Here is a 19977-nt window from a genome sequence, read left to right on the forward strand (position 1 = left end):
TACTCCAACGGCTTACAAAGGCGCCAAGGGGGCGACGGTCTCGGGCGCAACAGCAGCCGTGTTCACAGGCGCTTGCTGCACTTGCTCGAGCCTGTCTTGCAAACGGTCCATTTCGCGGCGCAAGCGGTTGACCTCGCGACGGCGACGCATGACTGCACCCACCATCAAAAGCAGCCCCAACACCAAGCCTAAAATAAACGCGGCCAGCATCACGACGATCAGCGGGACGTCTTGAATAATATGCTCGGCAAAGAAGCTGACCTGCACGGGTTCGGTGTTTTTCAGTGCGAACAGCAGCACGATCACAAAAACGAGCAGACGCAGTACCCAGACTAGATAGCGCATTTTTAGGGCTCCAACAGTGTTTTTATAATGTCTGATTGTACGTGCAAGCGGAATTTAGCGCACACGCAAAACAGGCCCTGTAAAGGGCCTGTGTAATCAGTGTGCAAGTAGGTCTTAACCGTGACGGACTCTCGCATTGAGCTGCTCGAAGGCTGAGGACTGGTCGTCCGCCTCGATTTGCTCTTGCTCAAGAAAGACAGAATCGACTCGCTCGCGCAACTCCTTACCCGCTTTGAAGTGAGGCACCTGTTTACCAGGCACCATCACTTTTTCACCGGATTTGGGATTGCGCCCTACCCGCGGCGAGCGGGTAGAGAGCGAAAAACTGCCAAACCCTCGGATTTCGATCCGCTGACCACTGGCCAGAGCCTGGGTCATCGAATCCAAAACCGTTTTCACGGCGAAATCCATATCGCGCAGAGCCAGCTGCGGATAGCGACTGGCCAACAACGCGATCAGCTCAGACTTTGTCACGCTGATTAACCGTCGTCACGTTGCTGCTGGTCCAGCTTGGCACGCAGCAGAGCACCCAGATTGGTCGTACCGGACGAAGCGCTGGCTTCGGTCAGGCGGGCCATGGATTGAGCGGTTTCGGCAGTATCACGAGCCTTGATGGACAACTGAATCGAACGGGTCTTGCGATCCACGCTCAAGATCATGGTTTCGATTTCCTGACCTTCTTTCAGAGCCGTCGTGGCATCTTCAACACGACCCGAGGAGATCTCGGAGGCGCGCAGGTAGCCTTCAACGTCCAGCGACAGAGTAACAACCGCACCCTTGGCTTCGACCGACTTGACAACGCCGCTAACCACAGCACCCTTGTCGTAAGTCGCTACGAAGTTGTTGAATGGATCGCCTTCCAGCTGTTTGATACCCAGGGAAATGCGCTCTTTGTCGGTGTCGATACCCAGAACCACGGCGTCAACTTCGTCGCCCTTCTTGAAGTTGCGAACGGCTTCTTCACCCGTCTCGGACCAGGACAGGTCGGACAGGTGAACCAGACCGTCGATGCCGCCTGGCAGACCAACAAACACGCCAAAGTCGGTGATGGACTTGATGCCACCGCGAACCTTGTCACCGCGCTTGAAGTTGATGGCGAAATCTTCCCATGGGTTGGCACGGCACTGCTTCATGCCCAAGGAGATACGACGACGATCTTCGTCGATTTCCAGAACCATGACTTCGACTTCTTCACCCAAGGTCACAACCTTGCGTGGGTCAACGTTCTTGTTGGTCCAATCCATTTCGGATACGTGAACCAGACCTTCGATACCGTCTTCCACTTCAACAAATGCACCGTAATCGGTCAGGTTGGTAACCTTGCCGAACAAACGGGTGTTTTGTGGGTAGCGACGTGCCAGACCGATCCATGGATCTTCGCCCAGCTGCTTGACGCCCAGGGAGACGCGGCTCTTTTCCTGATCGAACTTGAGAACCTTGGCTTCGATTTCCTGACCCACCTGCAGAACTTCGGATGGGTGACGAACACGGCGCCATGCCATGTCGGTGATGTGCAGCAGACCGTCGATGCCGCCCAGATCCACGAACGCACCGTAATCGGTGATGTTCTTGACGATACCTTTGACGATAGCGCCTTCGGACAGGGTTTCCAGCAATTTCTGACGCTCTTCGCCCATGGAGGCTTCCAGCACAGCGCGACGCGACAACACAACGTTGTTACGCTTGCGATCGAGCTTGATAACCTTGAATTCCAGGGTCTTGCCTTCGTATGGCGTGGTGTCCTTGACAGGACGCAGGTCAACCAGCGAACCAGGCAAGAAGGCACGGATGCCGTTGGTCATGACAGTCAGACCGCCCTTGACCTTACCGGTGATGGTACCGTTGACCAGCTCGCCGGACTCAAGCGCTTGCTCGAGGGACAACCAGGCCGACAGACGCTTGGCGCGGTCGCGGGACAGGATGGTGTCGCCGTAGCCGTTTTCAAAGGCATCGATAGCCACGGAAACGAAGTCACCTGCTTGAACTTCCAGTTCGCCCTGATCGTTCAGGAACTCTTCCAGAGGGATCAGTGCCTCGGACTTCAGGCCAGCATTGACCAGAACGTAGTTGTGGTCAATACGCAGAACCTCGGCGGAGATAACTTCGCCGCTTTTCAGGTCTTGGTTTTTAATGCTTTCTGCAAACAAATCGGCAAAGCTTTCGCCGCCCGTTGCGTCTGTGTGAAGGTTAGTGGACATTAAATCAATCCGTTAGCCAAAATGGCCATAAAAAACACACCAGGCAGAACCCGGTGGAGTGAACAAAGCCCGATCAGCACGGGATTAGGCTGTCGGGACCGCAATACCCGACCAAAGGTCGAGCACCTTATTTACAACTTCCTGGATGCTGAGCTGGGAAGAATCCACAATGTGGGCACCCTGCGCAGGCACGAGCGGGGCATGGGTTCGAGAACGATCACGTTCATCGCGCGCACGCAAATCCGCCAAAAGACTCGTAAGATTAGCAGAAATACCCTTTTCGCTCAACTGTTTACAGCGTCTTTGGGCTCGCACTTCTGCATCTGCCAGCAAAAATATCTTTAAAGGCGCGTCCGGGAACACAACGGTGCCCATATCGCGCCCATCGCCCACCAAACCGGGCGCAACGCGAAAATCCCGCTGCCGTTGCAAAAGCGCCTCACGCACCAGTGGCAGAGCTGCCACTTGCGAAGCCAGATTACCTACTTCTTCCTGACGGATAGCATCACTGACATCGTCGCCGTCCATGTAGATATGGGGGTAGTCAAAACGCACGTTCAGGTTCTGGGCGGCGTGCTGGACCTGAGCCTCGTCCTGCACATCCACACCACGACGCAGGCAGGACAAGGCTGTCAGGCGATACAAGGCACCGCTATCGAGCGTATGCCAGCCCAGCCGCTGCGCAACCAGAGAGGCAATCGTTCCTTTACCGGAAGCCGTAGGACCATCAATGGTAATGACGGGAATGCTCTGTTCTGTCATGCCTGCACCAATTGTTCAAAAACAGAAAAATACTCGGGGAACGTCTTGCTGACGCAGGCAGGATCCAGAATAGTGACCGGCACCGGGCCAAAGCTGGCCAGCGAAAAACACATGGCAATGCGGTGATCATCATAGGTTTCAATGCTGGCTGAACGCCATTGATCGGCCGCAATAGGATGCACAGTCAGCCAATCCGGCCCGGATTCCACTGTCGCGCCCAGTTTGCGCAATTCGGCCTGCATGGCATCAATACGATCCGTTTCCTTCACGCGCCAGCTGGCGATATTACGCAAGGTGCAAGGACCATCAGCAAACATGGCCATGGCCGCCGCCGTCATGGCCGCGTCGGGAATGTGGTTAAAGTCCAGATCAAAGGCCTTGAGCTTGTCGCCCTTGGCCACGGACAAGCCAGAGACAATCAGCTCGTTGGCATGGCGTTCGATACGGGCACCCATAGCCTGGGCCACATCCGCAAACTGAATATCACCTTGCAGACTTTCTGTACCCACACCCTGAATGCGCAGCGGACCACCCCCAATCGTTCCCAATGCAATGAAATACGAAGCGGACGAGGCATCGCCCTCCACGGCATACAAACCGGGGCTGACATAAGTAGCATCGGCAGGGACCGTAAAGCTGCTCCAACCGTCGCGCTCTACCTGCACACCGAAACGCGCCATCATGGCCAGGGTGATTTCAATATAGGGCTGGGAGATCAACTCCCCTTGCACTTCAATACGTAAAGGCTGACCCGTACGAGCGGTCAACAAGGGTGCGGCCATCAACAAGGCTGTCAGAAACTGGCTGGATACCGAGCCTTTCACCGACACGTAACGCTGATCTGCTTGGGCCAACTCACCAATCGCCAGGGGAGGATAGCCTTCCGCACCCAGGTAGTGCACCTCGGCCCCCAGGCTACGCAGCGCGTCTACCAGATCACCAATGGGACGCTCATGCATGCGAGCAATACCGCTAAGATTGAAGCGCCCTCCCATCAAACCCAAGGCAGCGGTCAAGGAACGGAAAGCCGTGCCGGCATTCCCCAAAAACAGATCGGCATCGCGATGTGCAAAAGGAGCGCCACCGTCAATCACCACCACGCCCTGTCCAAGATCCTGCACCGCCACGCCCATTTGCTGCAAAGCAGCCATCATGACGCGGGTATCATCCGAGTGCAGCAAACCTTCCAGGCGGGTTTGCCCTTGGGCCAAAGCGGCCAGCAAAAGGGCTCGATTGGAAATGCTCTTGGACCCTGGCAATTGCAGTTGCCCACTGGCACGGCTGACCGGGTTCAAAACAAGACTGTCGCTCTGACTCATTGCAAACCACTCCTACTTGCCCAAAAACGGCGCGCTAAAGCAGCGCGCTCTAAAAATTCGTATAAAGCCTGACCATCCTGATCCTGCAAGGCCTGTTCAGCCTGATCCAGGGCTTGGCGCACTTCCTGTAACTGCCCCAGGACAGCCTCGCGATTGCTCAGGAAAATATCGCGCCACACCTCCGGCGAACCGGCGGCAATACGGGTGAAATCCCGAAAGCCCGTCCCCGCCAAGGCGAAGCGTTGATCCGAGTTCGCACTGGAGGCTACCTGCCACATAAAGACCGAGGATAGAAAATGCGGCACATGGCTGACCGAGGCCAGCACTTCGTCGTGCGTAGCCGGGTCCATCAACATGACCCGCGCCCCGCAGGCCTCCCAAACCGCAATCAAACGTTCGCGTGCACTGACACTGTTTTCTTCCAGAGGGGTCAAAATGACATTACGGCCGTCGTAAAGATCAGCACGTGCGGCTTCCGGGCCTACGGTTTCCGCGCCCGCAATAGGGTGGCCGGGAACAAACTGGCCGATACGATCCCCCAGCGCCTCACGCGCCACACTGACCACATCGACCTTGGTGCTGCCTGCGTCGCTAATCAATGTATGGTCGCGCAAATGGGGACGCAGGCTTTTCAATGTCGAAGCCATGGCACCAATAGGCGTAGCCAGCACAATCAAGTCTGCTTGCTGCGCGGCTTGTTCCAGCGTGGCGACCTCGTCGATCAAGCCCAGCTCCTGAGCTCGTCGCAAGCTCTTCAGTTGCCGACCTACACCCAGCACTTTTCCAACAGCCCCGGAGCGCTTGAGCGCCAGAGTCAAAGAGCCGCCAATCAAACCGACTCCAACGACCGCCAGCACTGGAACCAAGGGCGGCGACGCCATAGTTTCTGATGACGCTATCATGATTAATTCCGTTCCCTCTCAGGCCGTCCATGCTGCGCGTATTGCGTGAAATAGCACCAGCAAAACCGGGATATTGATGCAGACTTTGCCTGACTGCTGCGTGAACGCCATCAAGGGGTTAAAGCAATGCGCAAAGCCTCTATTCTGCCTAGCCACGTCTTGATGAAACAGAGCATCAAACGGCTGCTTAACACATGCCAAAACAAGCCGATTTTGCACAAACCACCTGTCGCAGCCCGTCCCAGCAGGCAATCAGGCCTTGAGAGGGAAAATTTCCCCACTCAGGCCTTTCTTGTTTCCGATGCTTAAAAGTCGTTTACGGGGTAAGAACCCAGAATCTTGAAAAAGGCGACTTGTTTCTTCAATTCAGCCAAAGCCGCTGCCATGGCAGGCTCGTCACGATGGCCGATCAGGTCTACGTAGAAATAATATTCCCACTGCCCTGTCCGTGCAGGACGCGACTCCAGACGAGTCATGGAAACGCCATGTACCGCCAACGGAGACAGCATGTCATAGACAGCGCCAGCCCGGTTGGGCACGGCCAGAATGATGCTGGTCTTGTCGTTGCCGCTAGGCAAGGACTCGATGTTACCGATCGCCAGGAAACGTGTGCGGTTATGCGGATCGTCCTGGATACCGGCTTCCACCACGCCCAGATTCCAGGCAGTGACAGCGGTATTACCGGCAATCGCCGCCACGGTGGGGTCGGAAGCCGCAATGCGAGCGGCCTCCGCATTGCTGGAAGCGGCTTCACGCAAAAGCTGGGGGTAGTGCTTTTGCAGCCAGTTCTGACACTGCGCCAAGGCCTGCGGATGAGCCATCACCCGAGTGACGCCTTCCATGGTGCCGGTCTGGGTCAGCAGATTGTGGTGTACACGAATCGAGCGCTCGCCCAGGACACGCAAGGGCGAGTTCAGCAAAAGATCCAAGGTGCGGTTAACCGCACCTTCGGTCGAGTTCTCGACGGGCACCATACCCACTTCTGCTTGCCCCACCTCGACGCTGCGAAAAACCTCATCGAAGGAGTCACACTGCAGGCCATCCAGAGCATGACCAAAATGTTCGTAAGCGGCTTGCTCGGAAAAAGAGCCTTGTGGACCCAGGTAAGCCACGCGCAATACGCTTTCCAGACCGCGGCAGGCAGAAATAATCTGCCCCCACACGGCTTCCACTGCGGCAGGAGTAAACGGGCCATCATTTTCAGACTGCAAGCGACGCACAATACGTGCCTCGCGCTCGGGCTTGAGGATGACTTCCTCTGTATTGAAGTCCTGCTTGATCTTGCCCACTTCCAAAGCCGCACGAGCACGCTCGTTAAGCAACTCCAGGATCTGGCGATCCAGCTCATCAATACGATTGCGCCAAGGGAGCAGGCGCTCAGTTAAGGTATTAGCCATTCCGTCGTTCAAAATCAGTCATGAAATCGATAAGTGCCTGCACACCCTCCAGCGGCATGGCGTTATAAATAGAAGCGCGCATACCACCCACGCTCTTGTGCCCTTTCAGGGAGGTCAAACCCGCTGCCGTGGCCTGCTCCAGGAACAAGGCGTCCAACGACTGATCACGCAACAGGAACGGTACGTTCATGCGCGAACGGTAAGCCGGATGCACGGTATTGGTATAGAACTCGGAGGCATCCAGAAAGCCATACAAGGCCTCGGACTTGGCCGCATTGCGGGCCTGCATGGCCGCCACACCACCCTGGCGTTCCAGCCACTTGAACATCAGGCCAGCCATGTAGATTGAGTACGTAGGCGGCGTGTTGAACATGGACTGTTGCTTTTCGATGTTGGCGTAATTGAACGCCGACGGGCACAGATCCATGGCATGGCCCAACAAGTCCCTGCGTATCATCATCAAAGCAATACCGGACATGCCGGCATTTTTCTGGGCACCCGCGTAAGCAACCGACACGCGCGAGAAATCAATCGGGCAGGACAAAATATTGGACGACACGTCGGCAACGACGGGGACATCCAGCTTGGGAATATCGTTGAACTCTACGCCACCAATGGTTTCATTGGTGCAGACGTGCAAGTAAGCTGCGTCCGGGCGCACATCCCATTGGGAAGGCTCGGGGAACCAGGTCCAGGGCGCCCACTCCTTGCCCTGGTCCTGCCAAGTCTGTCCGCTGGTGCCGGCAACACGAATGTCACCGTAGCGCTGAGCCTCTTCGCAGGACTTGACCGACCAGCTGCCCGAAAGCACGTAGTCGGCCTTGCCACTGCCATTGCGCTGGATCAGGTTCAAAGGCAGCAGGCCATTCTGGCCCTGTGCCCCACCCTGCACAAACAACACGGCGAAATCATCCGGCACGGACAGCAAAGCGCGCAAATCGGCTTCTGCCTCGTCACGCACCCCCATATAGTCCTTGCTACGGTGACTCATTTCCATGATGGACATGCCTGTGCCGTGCCAATCGGTCATTTCAGCGGCAGCTTGTTCCAGCACCTCCAACGGCAGCATCGACGGGCCTGCCGAAAAATTCCATACACGCATTACTCGTTTTCCTCGCCAGAAGGGTCCGCCTGATCTTGGGCGGAATCAGTTTGATTGTCCTGCTCAAGACCTTCTGGCGCCTGACCGTCTTCGCCCAGCTCGGCGTCGACCTCGTCATCGGTCTCTACCACGCGGTACACACCAGACAGTTCGCTGTCGTCATCGACGCTGATCAAGGTCACACCTTGCGTTGCACGACCCATTTCACGGATCTCGGCCACACGCGTCCGAACCAGCACACCCGCGTTGGTAATCAGCATGATTTCGTCGGTTTCACGAACCAGGACGGCACCTACGACCTTGCCGTTACGGGCCGAAGTCTGGATGGCAATCATGCCCTTGGTGCCACGACCGTGACGCGTGTATTCGCCAATCGGAGTGCGTTTGCCAAAACCGTTCTCGGTCGCGGTCAGCACGGATTGCGTTTCGTCCTCTGCCACCAGCAAGGCGATCACGGACTGCCCCTCTTCCAGAGTCATGCCGCGTACGCCACGGGCGGCACGGCCCATTGGACGTACATCGCCTTCATCAAAGCGCACCGCCTTGCCGGCGTCAGAGAACAACATGACGTCGTGAACACCGTCGGTTAGCTGAGCCCCGATCAGGTAGTCGCCCTCGTCCAGACCCACAGCGATAATGCCGGCCTTGCGAGGGTTGGAGAAGTCGGACAGCGGGGTCTTTTTGACCGTGCCGCGCGAGGTTGCCATGAACACGAACTGATCTTCGCTGAATTCCTTGACGGACAACACCACGTTGATCTTCTCGCCCTCTTCCAGAGGGAACATATTGACGATAGGCCGGCCACGCGAGTTGCGTGAACCTTGTGGCACTTCCCAGACCTTGAGCCAGTACACACGGCCACGGTTGGAGAAGCACAACAGGTAATCGTGCGTGTTGGCGATGAACAGCTTGTCGATCCAGTCGTCCTCTTTCATGGTGGTGGCCTGTTTGCCACGGCCACCACGACGCTGAGCTCGGTATTCAGACAGCGGCTGGCTCTTGATGTAGCCGGTATGCGAGAGAGTCACCACCATATCCATCGGGGTGATCAAGTCTTCGGTATCCAGTTCGGTCGCGTTGTGCTCGATTTGCGAGCGACGAACATCCTTGCCGGTCGCCGAGAACTCGTCGCGCACGGCGATCAGCTCGTCGCCAATAATGGCGGACACACGGGCGGGACTGGCCAGGATGTCCAGCAAGTCGGCAATCTTGTCCATAACCTCGCGGTACTCGTTAACAATCTTGTCCTGCTCCAGGCCGGTCAAGCGCTGCAAGCGCATGTTCAGAATTTCCTGGGCCTGAACGTCGCTCAGACGGTACAGACCTTCCGAGCCCATGCCGAATTCGGCACCCAGATTATCCGGACGATAAGCCTGACGGCCACCCACAATGGCGCTGGTATCAGCACGGGCCAACATCTCGCGCACCAGACCGGAATCCCAGGAACGAGCCATCAGCTCGACGCGGGCAACCGGCGGCGTAGGAGCGGCCTTGATGATTTCGATGAATTCATCAATATTAGCCAGGGCGACAGCCAGACCTTCCAGCACATGACCGCGCTCACGCGCCTTGCGCAGTTGAAACACAGTGCGACGGGTGACCACTTCACGTCGGTGGCTAAGGAAGTAATCGACCAACTGTTTCAGGTTAAGCAAACGGGGCTGGCCATCGACCAGTGCCACCATGTTCATCCCGAAGGTCTCTTGCAACTGCGTGTTCTTGTAGAGGTTATTCAGCACCACTTCCGGCACTTCGCCACGCTTGAGCTCAATGACCAAACGCATACCGTCCTTGTCGGACTCGTCGCGAATATCGGAAATACCCTCGATACGCTTTTCGTTGACCAGCTCGGCAATGCGTTCTTGCAGCGATTTCTTGTTGACCTGGTAGGGGATGGCGTCGACCACAATGGCCTGACGGTTGCCCTTTTCCATGTCTTCAAAGTGCGTACTGGCGCGCATGATGACGCGGCCACGACCGGTGCGATAGCCTTCACGCACACCGGACATGCCATAAATAATGGCGCCAGTCGGAAAGTCGGGAGCCGCAATGTATTCGATCAGTTCATCGACCGTGCATTCGGGGTGGCTCAGGCAATACAGACAGCCATTGACCACTTCAGCCAGGTTATGCGGTGGAATATTGGTAGCCATACCCACGGCAATACCCGAGCTGCCATTTACCAGCAGGTTGGGCAGACGCGAGGGCAACAGGGCCGGTTCTTTTTCGCTGCCATCATAGTTGGGCACGAAATCCACGGTTTCCTGGTCAATATCGGCCAGCAGTTCGTGGGCGATCTTGGCCAGACGGATTTCGGTGTAACGCATGGCTGCGGCGTTATCCCCGTCGATGGAACCAAAGTTACCTTGCCCGTCGACCAGGGTGTAGCGCATGGAAAAGTCCTGCGCCAGACGCACGATCGTGTCATAGACGGCAGAGTCACCATGAGGGTGGTACTTACCGATAACATCACCGACGATACGAGCCGACTTCTTATAGGCACGATTCCAGTCGTTATTGAGTTCATGCATGGCGAACAGAACACGGCGATGCACGGGCTTCAAACCATCTCGCACGTCGGGAAGAGCACGGCCCACAATCACGCTCATGGCGTAATCGAGGTAGCTGCGGCGCATCTCCTCTTCAAGCGAAACGGGAAGCGTCTCCTTGGCAAAGGAATCCATAGGTCAATTCTTTATAGATATGGGTTAAGCAGTAAGCCAGCCGTAAACGGACAAGGGGAAATTCTAGCACTTTCACATAGAGGGACGCAGCGTCGCGCGGCGACAAGGCAGGTGATAGGTGATTGAAAGGGTCGATCCATCAAAAATCTGCCATCCACTAAACGTATCGATCAGGAATTGGGGAAGCGACGCCACCCACCTCCTGTTGCCTAAAACCAACAATAACAGGAAAGAACAAGGCTAATTCCACGCATCTTCGCGAATCGTTCCTTGTCCCCCTCACGCATAAGGCCGAAATGTCTTAAGATTCGACCTAACACGCATGAAACCCAGCGCAAGCAAGTCTTTGTTCCGTTCAAAGGATTGCTATACTGGTTCCGTTAATCAGCGGCAGGGGTTCGCTGCGGTCACTTAACAGCATCAGCTCAACGAGGAGAAATATGAACAAACCCTCCAAAATCGCACTTGTACTCGCCATTGCCGCCGCATCGGCTACTAGTGCAGTTTCCGCACAAGAGTCCGGCGAAGTTAACAACTGGCGCAATCCGTTCGGCGACGTTTGGAAAAACGGCACCAACGAACTGTGCTGGCGCAACAACTTCTGGACACCTGCTACAGGTATTCCAGGTTGTGACGGTGTGCCCGTTGCCCAAGCCCCCGAAGCTCCTGTCGTCGCTCCTACCGTCACTAAAGTGACCCTGAACGCTGACACTTTCTTCGACTTCGACAAATCCACCATCAAGCCAGAAGGCCGCCAGGTTCTGGATCAAGTGGCTGACACTGTTCAAGCCATCGATCTGGAAACTCTGATCGCTACCGGTCACACTGACTCGATCGGCGCTGAAGCTTACAACCAGAAGCTGTCCGAGCGTCGCGCCAATGCTGTTAAAGCATACTTGGTCAACAAAGGCGTACCTGCTGACCGTATCTACACCGAAGGCAAAGGCGAAGCCAACCCCGTGGCGTCCAACAAGACCCGCGAAGGCCGTGCTCAAAACCGTCGCGTAGAAATCGAAATCGTGGGCAACCGCAAGTAATTCTTGCTGCATCACGTATTTCTGTAGCTAAGGCTACAATTAAGGCTCCGCTTTTGCGGGGCCTTAATTTTTTTGGATAAGCCATGACCGCTTCCACTGCCACTAACCTCAATGTCGATCCCGCAGAGATCGATAAATTCAGTGCACTGGCATCCCGCTGGTGGGACCCAGACAGCGAGTTCAAACCGCTGCACGCCATCAACCCTTTGCGTCTGGACTGGATTCTGTCCTACACCGGCTCCCTGGCGGGCAAGCAGGTATTGGACGTCGGTTGTGGGGGCGGGATTCTGTCAGAAAGCCTGGCTCAGTCCGGTGCCGACGTCACCGGCATTGACCTGGCCGAGCGCTCCTTGAAGATTGCGCGCTTGCACAGCCTGGAATCGGGTGTGCCGGTCAAATACGAAATGATCAGCGCCGAAGACATGGCCGATCAGCACCCGGAGCGTTTTGACGTCGTCACCTGCATGGAAATGCTGGAGCACGTCCCTGATCCGGGCTCTATCATCGCGGCCTGCGCCAAGCTGGTCAAACCTGGTGGCTGGGTCTTTTTCTCAACACTGAACCGCAACCCCAAGTCCTTTTTGTTTGCCATTGTGGGCGCCGAGTATCTGCTGCGCCTGATCCCCAAGGGCACGCATAGCTATGAAGGTTTCATCAAACCCAGTGAGCTGATTTCCTCGGCCCGTCGCAGCGGTCTGGATGCCCTGGCCCTCAAAGGTCTGGAATACAACCCGATTACCGAGCACTACCGCCTGTCCGGTGACACCTCCGTCAACTACCTGCTGGCCAGCCGCCGCCAACGTTAAGCACTAATGAATAAACTGGTTCTATTCGATTTTGACGGCACCTTGGCCGATTCCGCGCCGGATCTGGCAGCTACAGCCAATCGTATGCGCAAAGAGCATGGCCTGCCTGAGCTGCCTTACGACGCGTTGCGTCCGTATGCCTCACACGGAGCCCGCGGTCTGCTCAAGGTAGCACTGAATATCAACACTGATCATCCAAACTATGCTCAGTTGCGAGCACAGTTTTTGCAGGACTATCACGATCACATGACAGAGTTGACCCATCTGTTTGAAGGCGTGGCCCCCATGCTCACACAGCTGGAGCAAGCAGGTTACACCTGGGGCATTGTCACCAACAAGCTGGAATACCTGGCCTTGCCGCTGATTCATCACCTTGGCCTGACTCAGTCGTGTGCCGTTACGGTAGGCGGGGACACCACCCAACATACCAAGCCGCATCCCGAGCCCCTGCTGTACGCGGCAAAACAAGTCGGCTTTGCGCCGGCAGACTGCCTGTACGTGGGCGATGACCTGCGTGACATTCAAGCAGGTCAGGCGGCTGGCATGGCAACCATGGTTGCCGCCTACGGCTATTGTGCTGGCGACGACAGTATCAGCACCTGGCAGGCTGATCTGACCGTGCACCACGCCAGCGATATCTGGGAAGGCGTAGAACGCTGGGCGAACGGCCAATTGCCGACCCCCACCCCGCTGGCCTGCTAATCAGACTTAAGGCAGCAGCTCCGACAGGCGCTGCTGCATCCACACAGCCACCGGCGCCAACGATTGCCCCTGTCGCCACAACATCTGCACTGACAAAGGCGGCAAGGCTAGCTCCTTGCAATGTAGCTGCGCCAATTTATTGCGCAAGCTCTCGTACTCCGCAATATTCAAGGGCAAAATCGCCCAGCCCAAGCCGTCAGCCACCATATCGGCAATCACATAAAAACTGTCCGAGCGCCATACGCTGGGGCTGACCACCGTTTGTTCCACCCCTTCGATATGAATCAGCAACTGTCTATGCGCTGTCAGTTCCTTACGGCTGACCTGCTGTTGGCTGGCTAGCTGGTGCGTACGCGCAACACAAATCGCCTGAGGCACCGCCCCGATATAGCTCTGCGCAAAAGAGCTGACATCGGCCCCACGATCAAACTGAATGGCTATATCGGAGCGCCCTTCACCGAGATAATCCATAACCTCGGCCGCCGTCCCGTTCCAGATCGTCAATTCCAGAGCAGGCCAACGCACCGCCAGCTCTTTCAGCAATAAACGCAGTGGTCCTTGCGGCAAAGCCTCATCCAGACCGATTTCCAATCGGGCCGACTGCCCCTGAGACAAGTCCAGGGCACGGCGATTCAACCCGTCTGCCTGGCGCAACAAAGCCTTGGCTTCGAGCAACATGATTTCACCTGGCACTGTCAGGCTCAGGGTTCGGCGCGAGCGATCGAACAGCTCCAGGTTCAAGTCGGCCTCTAGCAGGGAAATTGAGGTGCTGACGGCAGACTGCACCTTGCCCAGCTCTTTGGCCGCTTGCGTCATGGAGCCAGTTTCAGCCACGGCCACAAAGTGTCGAATACGTTCTAAAGTCCAATCCATTCATCTATTTTATAGATGCTAATTAACTTTGTCTGTTGATAATATTGATAGATCATAGTGGCTTTCCTACCCTTCTGGCGTTCTATGCTGCACAGCTCGATTACCCATCAAGCCCAAACTGCCCCCCTGTCTCCAAGCCGTCGCTGGTTGATCCTGGCGATTGTGTCGGCAGCCCTTTTATTGATTGTGGTGGACATGACGGTGCTCTACACCGCCCTGCCACGCTTGACACATGATCTGCATGCCTCTGCCTCGGACAAGCTCTGGATCGTCAACAGCTACGCCTTGGTCGTGTCCGGCCTGCTCCTGGGCATGGGCACCCTGGGCGACCGTCTGGGTCACAAACGCCTGTTTCTGTGCGGCCTGGCCACTTTTGGACTGGCCTCGATCGCGGCAGCCTATTCCACCAACCCGACCGCCCTGATTGCCGCACGCGCGTTTCTGGGGGTGGCGGCAGCCATGATGATGCCGGCCACCTTGTCGCTGATCCGCATCACTTTTCACGATGAGCGCGAACGTGCCGTGGCCTTTGGTGTCTGGTCGTCAATTGCGTCGGGCGGGGCCGCTTTTGGCCCAGTCCTGGGCGGCTTCTTGCTGGAACACTTCTGGTGGGGATCGGTCTTTCTGATCAATGTCCCGATTGTGCTGATCGCCTTGCCTATGGGCTGGCTGCTGGTCCCCAGATCCGCGCCCAATACATCCCGCCCCTGGGACATCAAAGGCTCGTTGCTGATCATGGTGGGCCTGGTTGCCAGTACCTTGGCAATCAAAGAAATGGGCAAGTTGCACATCAACTGGGGGCTAGTCGCTCTCGCCCTGCTTATTGGCATTGCCTTTCTAAGCTGGTTTGTCCGTCAACAAAACCGCAGCCCTTTTCCTTTGCTGGATTTTTCCCTGTTCAAGGACGCCACACTAAGCACCGCCGTGCTCTCTGCCTTGACGGCCTCGGCCGCCCTGATTGGCATGGAACTGGTTTTTAGCCAACGTTTGCAATTGGTACTGGGTTTCTCGCCTTTAGAGGCAGGTCTGGCGATTCTGCCCTTGCCCCTGGCCGCTTTTGTATCAGGGCCCCTGGCTGGCCGCCTGTTGGTTGTCATTGGCAGCAAACATCTGTTGATCGGCTCTCTGAGCCTGGCGGGAACGGGCATGGCCGCCTATTTGCTGTGGCATAACAGCGCGCAGTATCTACAAGTGACCAGCCTTGTGATGCTTGGTCTGGGCGTTGGTGCGGCCATGACCGCCGCTTCCAGCACCATCATGCAAAGCGTGCCGCCTTCGCGCGCCGGGATGGTAGCTTCAGTTGAAGAAATGTCTTACGAGCTGGGTGGGGCACTGGGCGTGACCATTATGGGCAGTTTGCTGTCCTTCGTATACAGCACCAGCCTGATCTTGCCGCAGGAGTTAAGTGATCGCCCATTGGCCTACGACAGTCTGGACCAAGCCTTGCTGGTGGCAGAAACCATGCCGCAGAATCTGGCCCTCACCTTAAGTGAGTTGGCTCGCGATTCTTTTGATAAAGGCTATGTTGCCGTGCTGGCCAGTTGCACGGCCTTACTGGTGATGGCGACCTTGGCTGTCTGGTACTTCCAGCGCAACAAAAGCAGCCACGCGAGTTCTGCCTATTAGTCTTTTTGCAGCAGCGCCAACTTGTCGGTCTGAGTGGCCCAGTACTCATGGTCCGGCAAGGGCGCTTTTTGTTGACTGATGCGTGTCCAGGCCGGGTTCTCGCTCAAAGTTCGATTCAGCTCGACATAGACCTGCTGTTCGGACGTCACGTCCTGATCACTGACAATCGCCCCCACGGGGCATTCGGCCACACAAATGGAGCAGTCAATACATTCATCAGGATGAATGACCAGGAAATTCGGGCCTTCAAAAAAGCAATCCATGGGACACACCGTCACGCAATCGGTGTACTTGCACTGGATACAGGCTTCCGTCACTACATAGGTCATGACACGGCTACTTCAACAAATAAAGACGGGGCATAGCATAACAGCTGAACATGAATATCATGTGTTCGCTGTCGGCCATGCCCCGCCTATTCGGCCTGATTTCAGACCGTCCTGAAACGGCCCTAACTGCTCATGGCCTTAAACAGCAGGCCCCTTCGCTGGCAAGAACTGAAAGGGTTTGGCTGGCTTGAAGTGCTCCAGCGCTTCACCCATATAGACCGTGCTTTGCTCAGGTCCCAGATCCAGCTTCATGACCTTGCCCGTCTCGGCCGAAAAATCGACCTTCTTCATGTCAACCCAGAACGCACCGGGCGACAGCACCGAATCAAAGTAATACAGGCTGCGCTGGTGGTCGAACACCGTGCGCCAGCGTGTCGACGAGTTATTAGGCTGATCGGGCACGGTCATGCCGTAGGAGGTGGACGCATTGCGCATCACGCTCAGCACGCTGGCCACGGCCTTGTCATCGCTCAGATTGCGTGGCACGGCATCAATGTAGAAAGAAGCGCGAGCAAAGCGGTCGGCGGCACGGCTGGTGCCCGGCAACATATTCATGCCACCTACCGACTGCCAGTAATCACGAATAGCCAATTGCTGGTCAAAAGTCGGCGAGTTCGTCATCACCTGATACTTGCGGCTGTGATGGATATGCTGCTTGCCATCGATGTACTCAATAATGGCACTGTCACCAGAGGAGTCCGACATGGACAAATGCAAGGTCGCCAAACGCTCTTCATTGGGAACCTTGTCGCTGATCACCACGAAGGGGGTCTTTTCCAAGGCAGCCACCGCTTCAGCCACCGTTGCGAAGTTATCCAGAACATATTGCCCCCACAAGGACATACTCAAGGTTTTGTCACCTTTTTGAGGGGTGGGGTACTCCGACTCCACCAACCACAGCAAATTGACGTTCAGTCCCTTTTCATTTGCTCCGTCTGTCGAGGCCAGGTCGTAACCCGAAGCAATCACGCTGCCATATTTGGATGTCCATTCAATCGACGATGGACCTGCTTCACCGTTGCGCTTGGCGCCACGAGGAAAAATCCAGAGGTTGGTTCCAACGTCCAGCTTCCAGTCCATGGAACGACCGGTAATCACCTGACCGTTATCACCCAGAAAAACAGCTCGAGTACACGCCTGAGAGGCCGCAGGCACCAAAGCCAGCCCAACTGCGCAAGCCAGCAAAGTACGACGACATTTTTTTAGCAACATCTTTCTCTCCAGAGACGGCTAGCCGCCCAATCAATCAAACAAAAAACCGACTGTTTAGACAGCCGATACATTGGACACGGGTGTAACAAAAACAGGATTAGGACAGCGCGTCAAGCCAAGTGACAAGTTGTGGCAGAAGACCTACAGATACATGAAAAAGAGCTCTCTTGATTTGAGAAACACAGCGTTTAGATAATAATAACTGTTCTCATTATTGTTCCTTATTCTGATTTTTATGTCTCTCTTGTTTCCTCTTTCTCCGGCTGCCCGTGCCGTAGCCATTCTTGCTGGCTCCATCGCCCCCTTCTCCTGTGCCTTGGCTCAACAAAGCGTCAACCAGCTCGACAATATCGTGGTTACTGCTTCCGGCTTTGAGCAAGCGGTTCAAGATGCCCCCGCCTCCATCAGCGTCGTACCACGTGCCGAACTGGAAAAGAGAGCCTACCGTGACGTCACCGACGCCTTGCGAGATGTACCTGGCGTGGTGATCACAGGTGGTGCAAGTGGTAGCGATATCAGCATTCGTGGTATGGCTTCGGCCTATACCCTGATCCTGGTTGACGGCAAGCGACAAAACTCGCGTGAGACACGTCCCAACAGCGATGGTGCCGGTATTGAGCAGGGCTGGTTGCCTCCCATGCAGGCAATCGAACGTATTGAAGTGATTCGTGGTCCCATGTCCTCCTTGTATGGCTCAGAAGCCATGGGGGGAGTGATCAACATTATTACCCGCAAAGTCCACCAGGAATGGACCGGCTCGCTGCGCACCGAAGGCACCATCCAAGAGGACTCCAAGTCCGGCAATATTTATCAAGGCAATTTCTATCTGGCAGGCCCCATCAAGAAAGACATGCTGGGGCTGCAGATTTATGGCCAGGAATCCCGTCGCAATGAAGACGAAATTCTTGACGGTTTCAACAAGCAAAATACATCCTCGGGCACCGTCAAGCTGACCTTGACACCTTCGGCCAATCACGACTTTACCGCCGAGTTCTCCCGGACTTTGCAAGAGCGAACCTCTACACCCGGCAAAAGCATGCCCGCCGAAACCTGCGGCAGAAACGGCAAATGCTCCCCCAACAGCATCTCCTCCAGCAAGTACTCTCGCAATGTGTTCTCCGTGGGCCACAACGGTCGCTGGGGACGGGCTGTTTCCAACACCTACGTACAACGTGAAGAGATTGATAACCCCGGCCGTAGCATGTTCCTGAAAAACACCGAGTTCAATACGCAATGGAGCCTGCCTTTAGGCGACCACATGCTGACCTCGGGCTTTCAGTATCTGCATGAGCAACTGCGCGACAACGGCAACCAGTACAAGCCCGATGTCAATCGCCTAAGCCGTGAACAATGGTCGGTATTCGCGGAGGACGAATGGAGCATGACCGACAACTTTGCCCTGACCGGCGGCTTGCGCATGACTCACGACGAGAACTATGGCAATCACTGGACTCCACGCCTTTATGGTGTCTGGCATGCCACCGAGCAACTGACCTTGAAGGGCGGCGTCTCCTCTGGTTTCAAGGCCCCTTCCCTGCGTTCGGCCGTGGCTGACTGGGGGCAGATCACCGGTGGCGGCGGCGTTCCTGCTGTGATCGTTGGCAACCCGAATCTGAAGCCAGAAAAGAGCCTGAGCCAGGAACTGGGCATTGTGTGGGACAACCAGAACGGTATGGTCAACAGCCTGACCTTCTTCAATACCAATTTCAAAGACAAGATCTCTGAAACTCGCCGTTGTACAGATCCTGATGGCCTGCCTAACTGCCACGTTTTCCCAGGCGATCAAGGCTACAAATTCGTAAGTGACCGCGTCAACGTAGACAAGGCCATCATGCGTGGTGTGGAGGCCTCCACAACCTGGTCGATTACCGATGACCTGCGTCTGGCCGCCAATTACACCTACACCTACTCCAAGCAAAAGAGCGGTGAGTTCTCCGGCCAGCCTTTGAACAAGATGCCCAAGCATATGTTTAACGCCACCCTGGATTGGGATGCCAATGAACAACTGGGCTTGTGGACACGTGTCAACTACCGTGGCAAGACTTCAGACTACCTGAGCCGCACCAGCATGGCGCAAGGCACCCCATCCTTCACCTTCCTGGATGCCGGCCTGAACTACAAGGTCAACAAGACCACCACGCTTGGCTTTGGTATCTACAACATCTTTGACAAGCGCGTCACGGATGAAACCTTTGATGCTGTGTATGATGGGCGCCGTTACTGGGCTCAACTCACTGTCGGTTTCTAAAAACACCGCTTCATGCAGAATCAAAAACGGCCCTTCACGGGCCGTTTTTACAGCTCAGTTCAAACCAGCCATTCAAAACTCCAGGCAGTCAAAAAACCCTGGCAATCTTGCATAGCTGTCCATGAGCTGATCAATCAGATACGCGCTGTCTCGGGTTTCCAGAGCCAACAGATTTTCCCGGTAGTCCTCATCAGCCAAACCAACCGCACTGCGGCCCGGATCAACTCGGGCACCGGCCAGAAGCTCGGACAGCTTAGGGTCTTGTAAACCCTCCAGAGCAGCGCGCAAGGCCAACTCTTGATCAGTAAAACCGACTTGCCCGCCTTGGCCAGCGTGTAACGCCGCTTGCACTAGGGGCAACAACTTATCAATATCTTGCTTGCTAAGGTAAAACACATGCATGACACGTTCTCCACGGATTGGTGATCGGCTGGT

General features: G+C 55.8%; 18 protein-coding genes. 5 read left to right on the plus strand and 13 right to left on the minus strand.

Annotation, left to right across the window (positions count from 1 at the left end; all coding sequences use genetic code 11):
• Positions 1-12 precede the first annotated feature (12 nt).
• The 9 genes from OKX01_RS11770 to gyrA form a co-directional block, all read right to left on the minus strand.
• The gene (locus tag OKX01_RS11770; RefSeq protein ID WP_094197122.1) at positions 13-345 is read right to left on the minus strand and encodes a lipopolysaccharide assembly protein LapA domain-containing protein; all 333 of its coding nucleotides are present in this window, start codon (positions 343-345) and stop codon (positions 13-15) included.
• A gap of 114 nt (positions 346-459) precedes the next feature.
• Complete coding sequence (locus OKX01_RS11775; protein WP_026482971.1) at positions 460-819, minus strand: integration host factor subunit beta; 360 nt, start codon at positions 817-819, stop codon at positions 460-462.
• Positions 820-824: 5 nt separating this feature from the next.
• The gene (gene rpsA, locus OKX01_RS11780; RefSeq protein ID WP_022983279.1) at positions 825-2543 is read right to left on the minus strand and encodes a 30S ribosomal protein S1; all 1719 of its coding nucleotides are present in this window, start codon (positions 2541-2543) and stop codon (positions 825-827) included.
• Positions 2544-2627: 84 nt separating this feature from the next.
• Positions 2628-3305 carry a (d)CMP kinase gene (gene cmk / locus OKX01_RS11785; protein WP_094197123.1) on the minus strand — a complete coding sequence of 226 codons (678 nt, stop codon included), beginning with the start codon at positions 3303-3305 and terminating at the stop codon, positions 2628-2630.
• Positions 3302-4624, minus strand: a complete 1323-nt coding sequence (gene aroA, locus OKX01_RS11790; protein WP_094197124.1) for a 3-phosphoshikimate 1-carboxyvinyltransferase — start codon at positions 4622-4624, stop codon at positions 3302-3304. The genes cmk and aroA overlap by 4 nt, the downstream gene beginning before the upstream one ends.
• Complete coding sequence (locus OKX01_RS11795; protein WP_094197125.1) at positions 4621-5505, minus strand: prephenate dehydrogenase; 885 nt, start codon at positions 5503-5505, stop codon at positions 4621-4623. The genes aroA and OKX01_RS11795 overlap by 4 nt, the downstream gene beginning before the upstream one ends.
• Positions 5506-5831: 326 nt before the next feature.
• A complete protein-coding gene (gene pheA / locus OKX01_RS11800; RefSeq protein ID WP_094197126.1) occupies positions 5832-6923 on the minus strand; it encodes a prephenate dehydratase in 1092 nt (363 codons plus the stop codon).
• On the minus strand, positions 6916-8025 hold the full coding sequence (gene serC / locus OKX01_RS11805; protein ID WP_094197127.1) for a 3-phosphoserine/phosphohydroxythreonine transaminase: 1110 nt from the start codon (positions 8023-8025) through the stop codon (positions 6916-6918). The genes pheA and serC overlap by 8 nt, the downstream gene beginning before the upstream one ends.
• Positions 8025-10709: a DNA gyrase subunit A gene (gene gyrA, locus OKX01_RS11810; RefSeq protein ID WP_094197128.1), complete on the minus strand. Its 2685-nt coding sequence runs from the start codon at positions 10707-10709 to the stop codon at positions 8025-8027. Before gyrA ends, serC begins: the two co-directional genes overlap by 1 nt.
• Positions 10710-11149: 440 nt before the next feature.
• On the opposite strand from gyrA, the gene ompA reads away from it, so the two are divergent.
• The 3 genes from ompA (at position 11150) to gph (ending at position 13254) form a co-directional block, all read left to right on the plus strand.
• Positions 11150-11746 carry an outer membrane protein OmpA gene (gene ompA, locus OKX01_RS11815; protein WP_094197129.1) on the plus strand — a complete coding sequence of 199 codons (597 nt, stop codon included), beginning with the start codon at positions 11150-11152 and terminating at the stop codon, positions 11744-11746.
• An 83-nt stretch (positions 11747-11829) separates the two neighbouring features.
• Entirely contained in the window at positions 11830-12552 is a 723-nt protein-coding gene (gene ubiG, locus OKX01_RS11820) for a bifunctional 2-polyprenyl-6-hydroxyphenol methylase/3-demethylubiquinol 3-O-methyltransferase UbiG (protein WP_094197130.1), read from the plus strand.
• Positions 12553-12558: 6 nt separating this feature from the next.
• The gene (gene gph / locus OKX01_RS11825; RefSeq protein ID WP_264671775.1) at positions 12559-13254 is read left to right on the plus strand and encodes a phosphoglycolate phosphatase; all 696 of its coding nucleotides are present in this window, start codon (positions 12559-12561) and stop codon (positions 13252-13254) included.
• Between the two features lie 6 nt (positions 13255-13260).
• On the opposite strand, the gene OKX01_RS11830 is transcribed toward gph, so the two are convergent.
• The gene (locus tag OKX01_RS11830; RefSeq protein WP_264671776.1) at positions 13261-14127 is read right to left on the minus strand and encodes a LysR family transcriptional regulator; all 867 of its coding nucleotides are present in this window, start codon (positions 14125-14127) and stop codon (positions 13261-13263) included.
• A gap of 84 nt (positions 14128-14211) precedes the next feature.
• On the opposite strand from OKX01_RS11830, the gene OKX01_RS11835 reads away from it, so the two are divergent.
• Complete coding sequence (locus tag OKX01_RS11835; protein ID WP_264671777.1) at positions 14212-15753, plus strand: MFS transporter; 1542 nt, start codon at positions 14212-14214, stop codon at positions 15751-15753.
• Here the strand turns inward: OKX01_RS11835 and fdxA are convergent.
• Complete coding sequence (gene fdxA / locus OKX01_RS11840) at positions 15750-16082, minus strand: ferredoxin FdxA (protein ID WP_094197133.1); 333 nt, start codon at positions 16080-16082, stop codon at positions 15750-15752. The genes OKX01_RS11835 and fdxA overlap by 4 nt on opposite strands.
• 138 nt (positions 16083-16220) lie before the next feature.
• Positions 16221-17294, minus strand: a complete 1074-nt coding sequence (locus OKX01_RS11845; protein WP_264671778.1) for a linear amide C-N hydrolase — start codon at positions 17292-17294, stop codon at positions 16221-16223.
• Positions 17295-17529: 235 nt separating this feature from the next.
• Between OKX01_RS11845 and OKX01_RS11850 the strand changes: the two genes are divergently transcribed.
• Positions 17530-19542: a ligand-gated channel protein gene (locus tag OKX01_RS11850; RefSeq protein WP_094197135.1), complete on the plus strand. Its 2013-nt coding sequence runs from the start codon at positions 17530-17532 to the stop codon at positions 19540-19542.
• A gap of 72 nt (positions 19543-19614) precedes the next feature.
• Here the strand turns inward: OKX01_RS11850 and OKX01_RS11855 are convergent, their stop codons facing one another.
• Positions 19615-19944, minus strand: coding sequence for a hypothetical protein (locus OKX01_RS11855; protein WP_094197136.1), 330 nt, complete (start codon positions 19942-19944; stop codon positions 19615-19617).
• Positions 19945-19977 lie beyond the last annotated feature (33 nt).

Origin of the sequence: Alcaligenes sp. SMD-FA (assembly GCF_025960365.1) — a bacterium.
Classification (GTDB): domain Bacteria; phylum Pseudomonadota; class Gammaproteobacteria; order Burkholderiales; family Burkholderiaceae_B; genus Alcaligenes; species Alcaligenes aquatilis.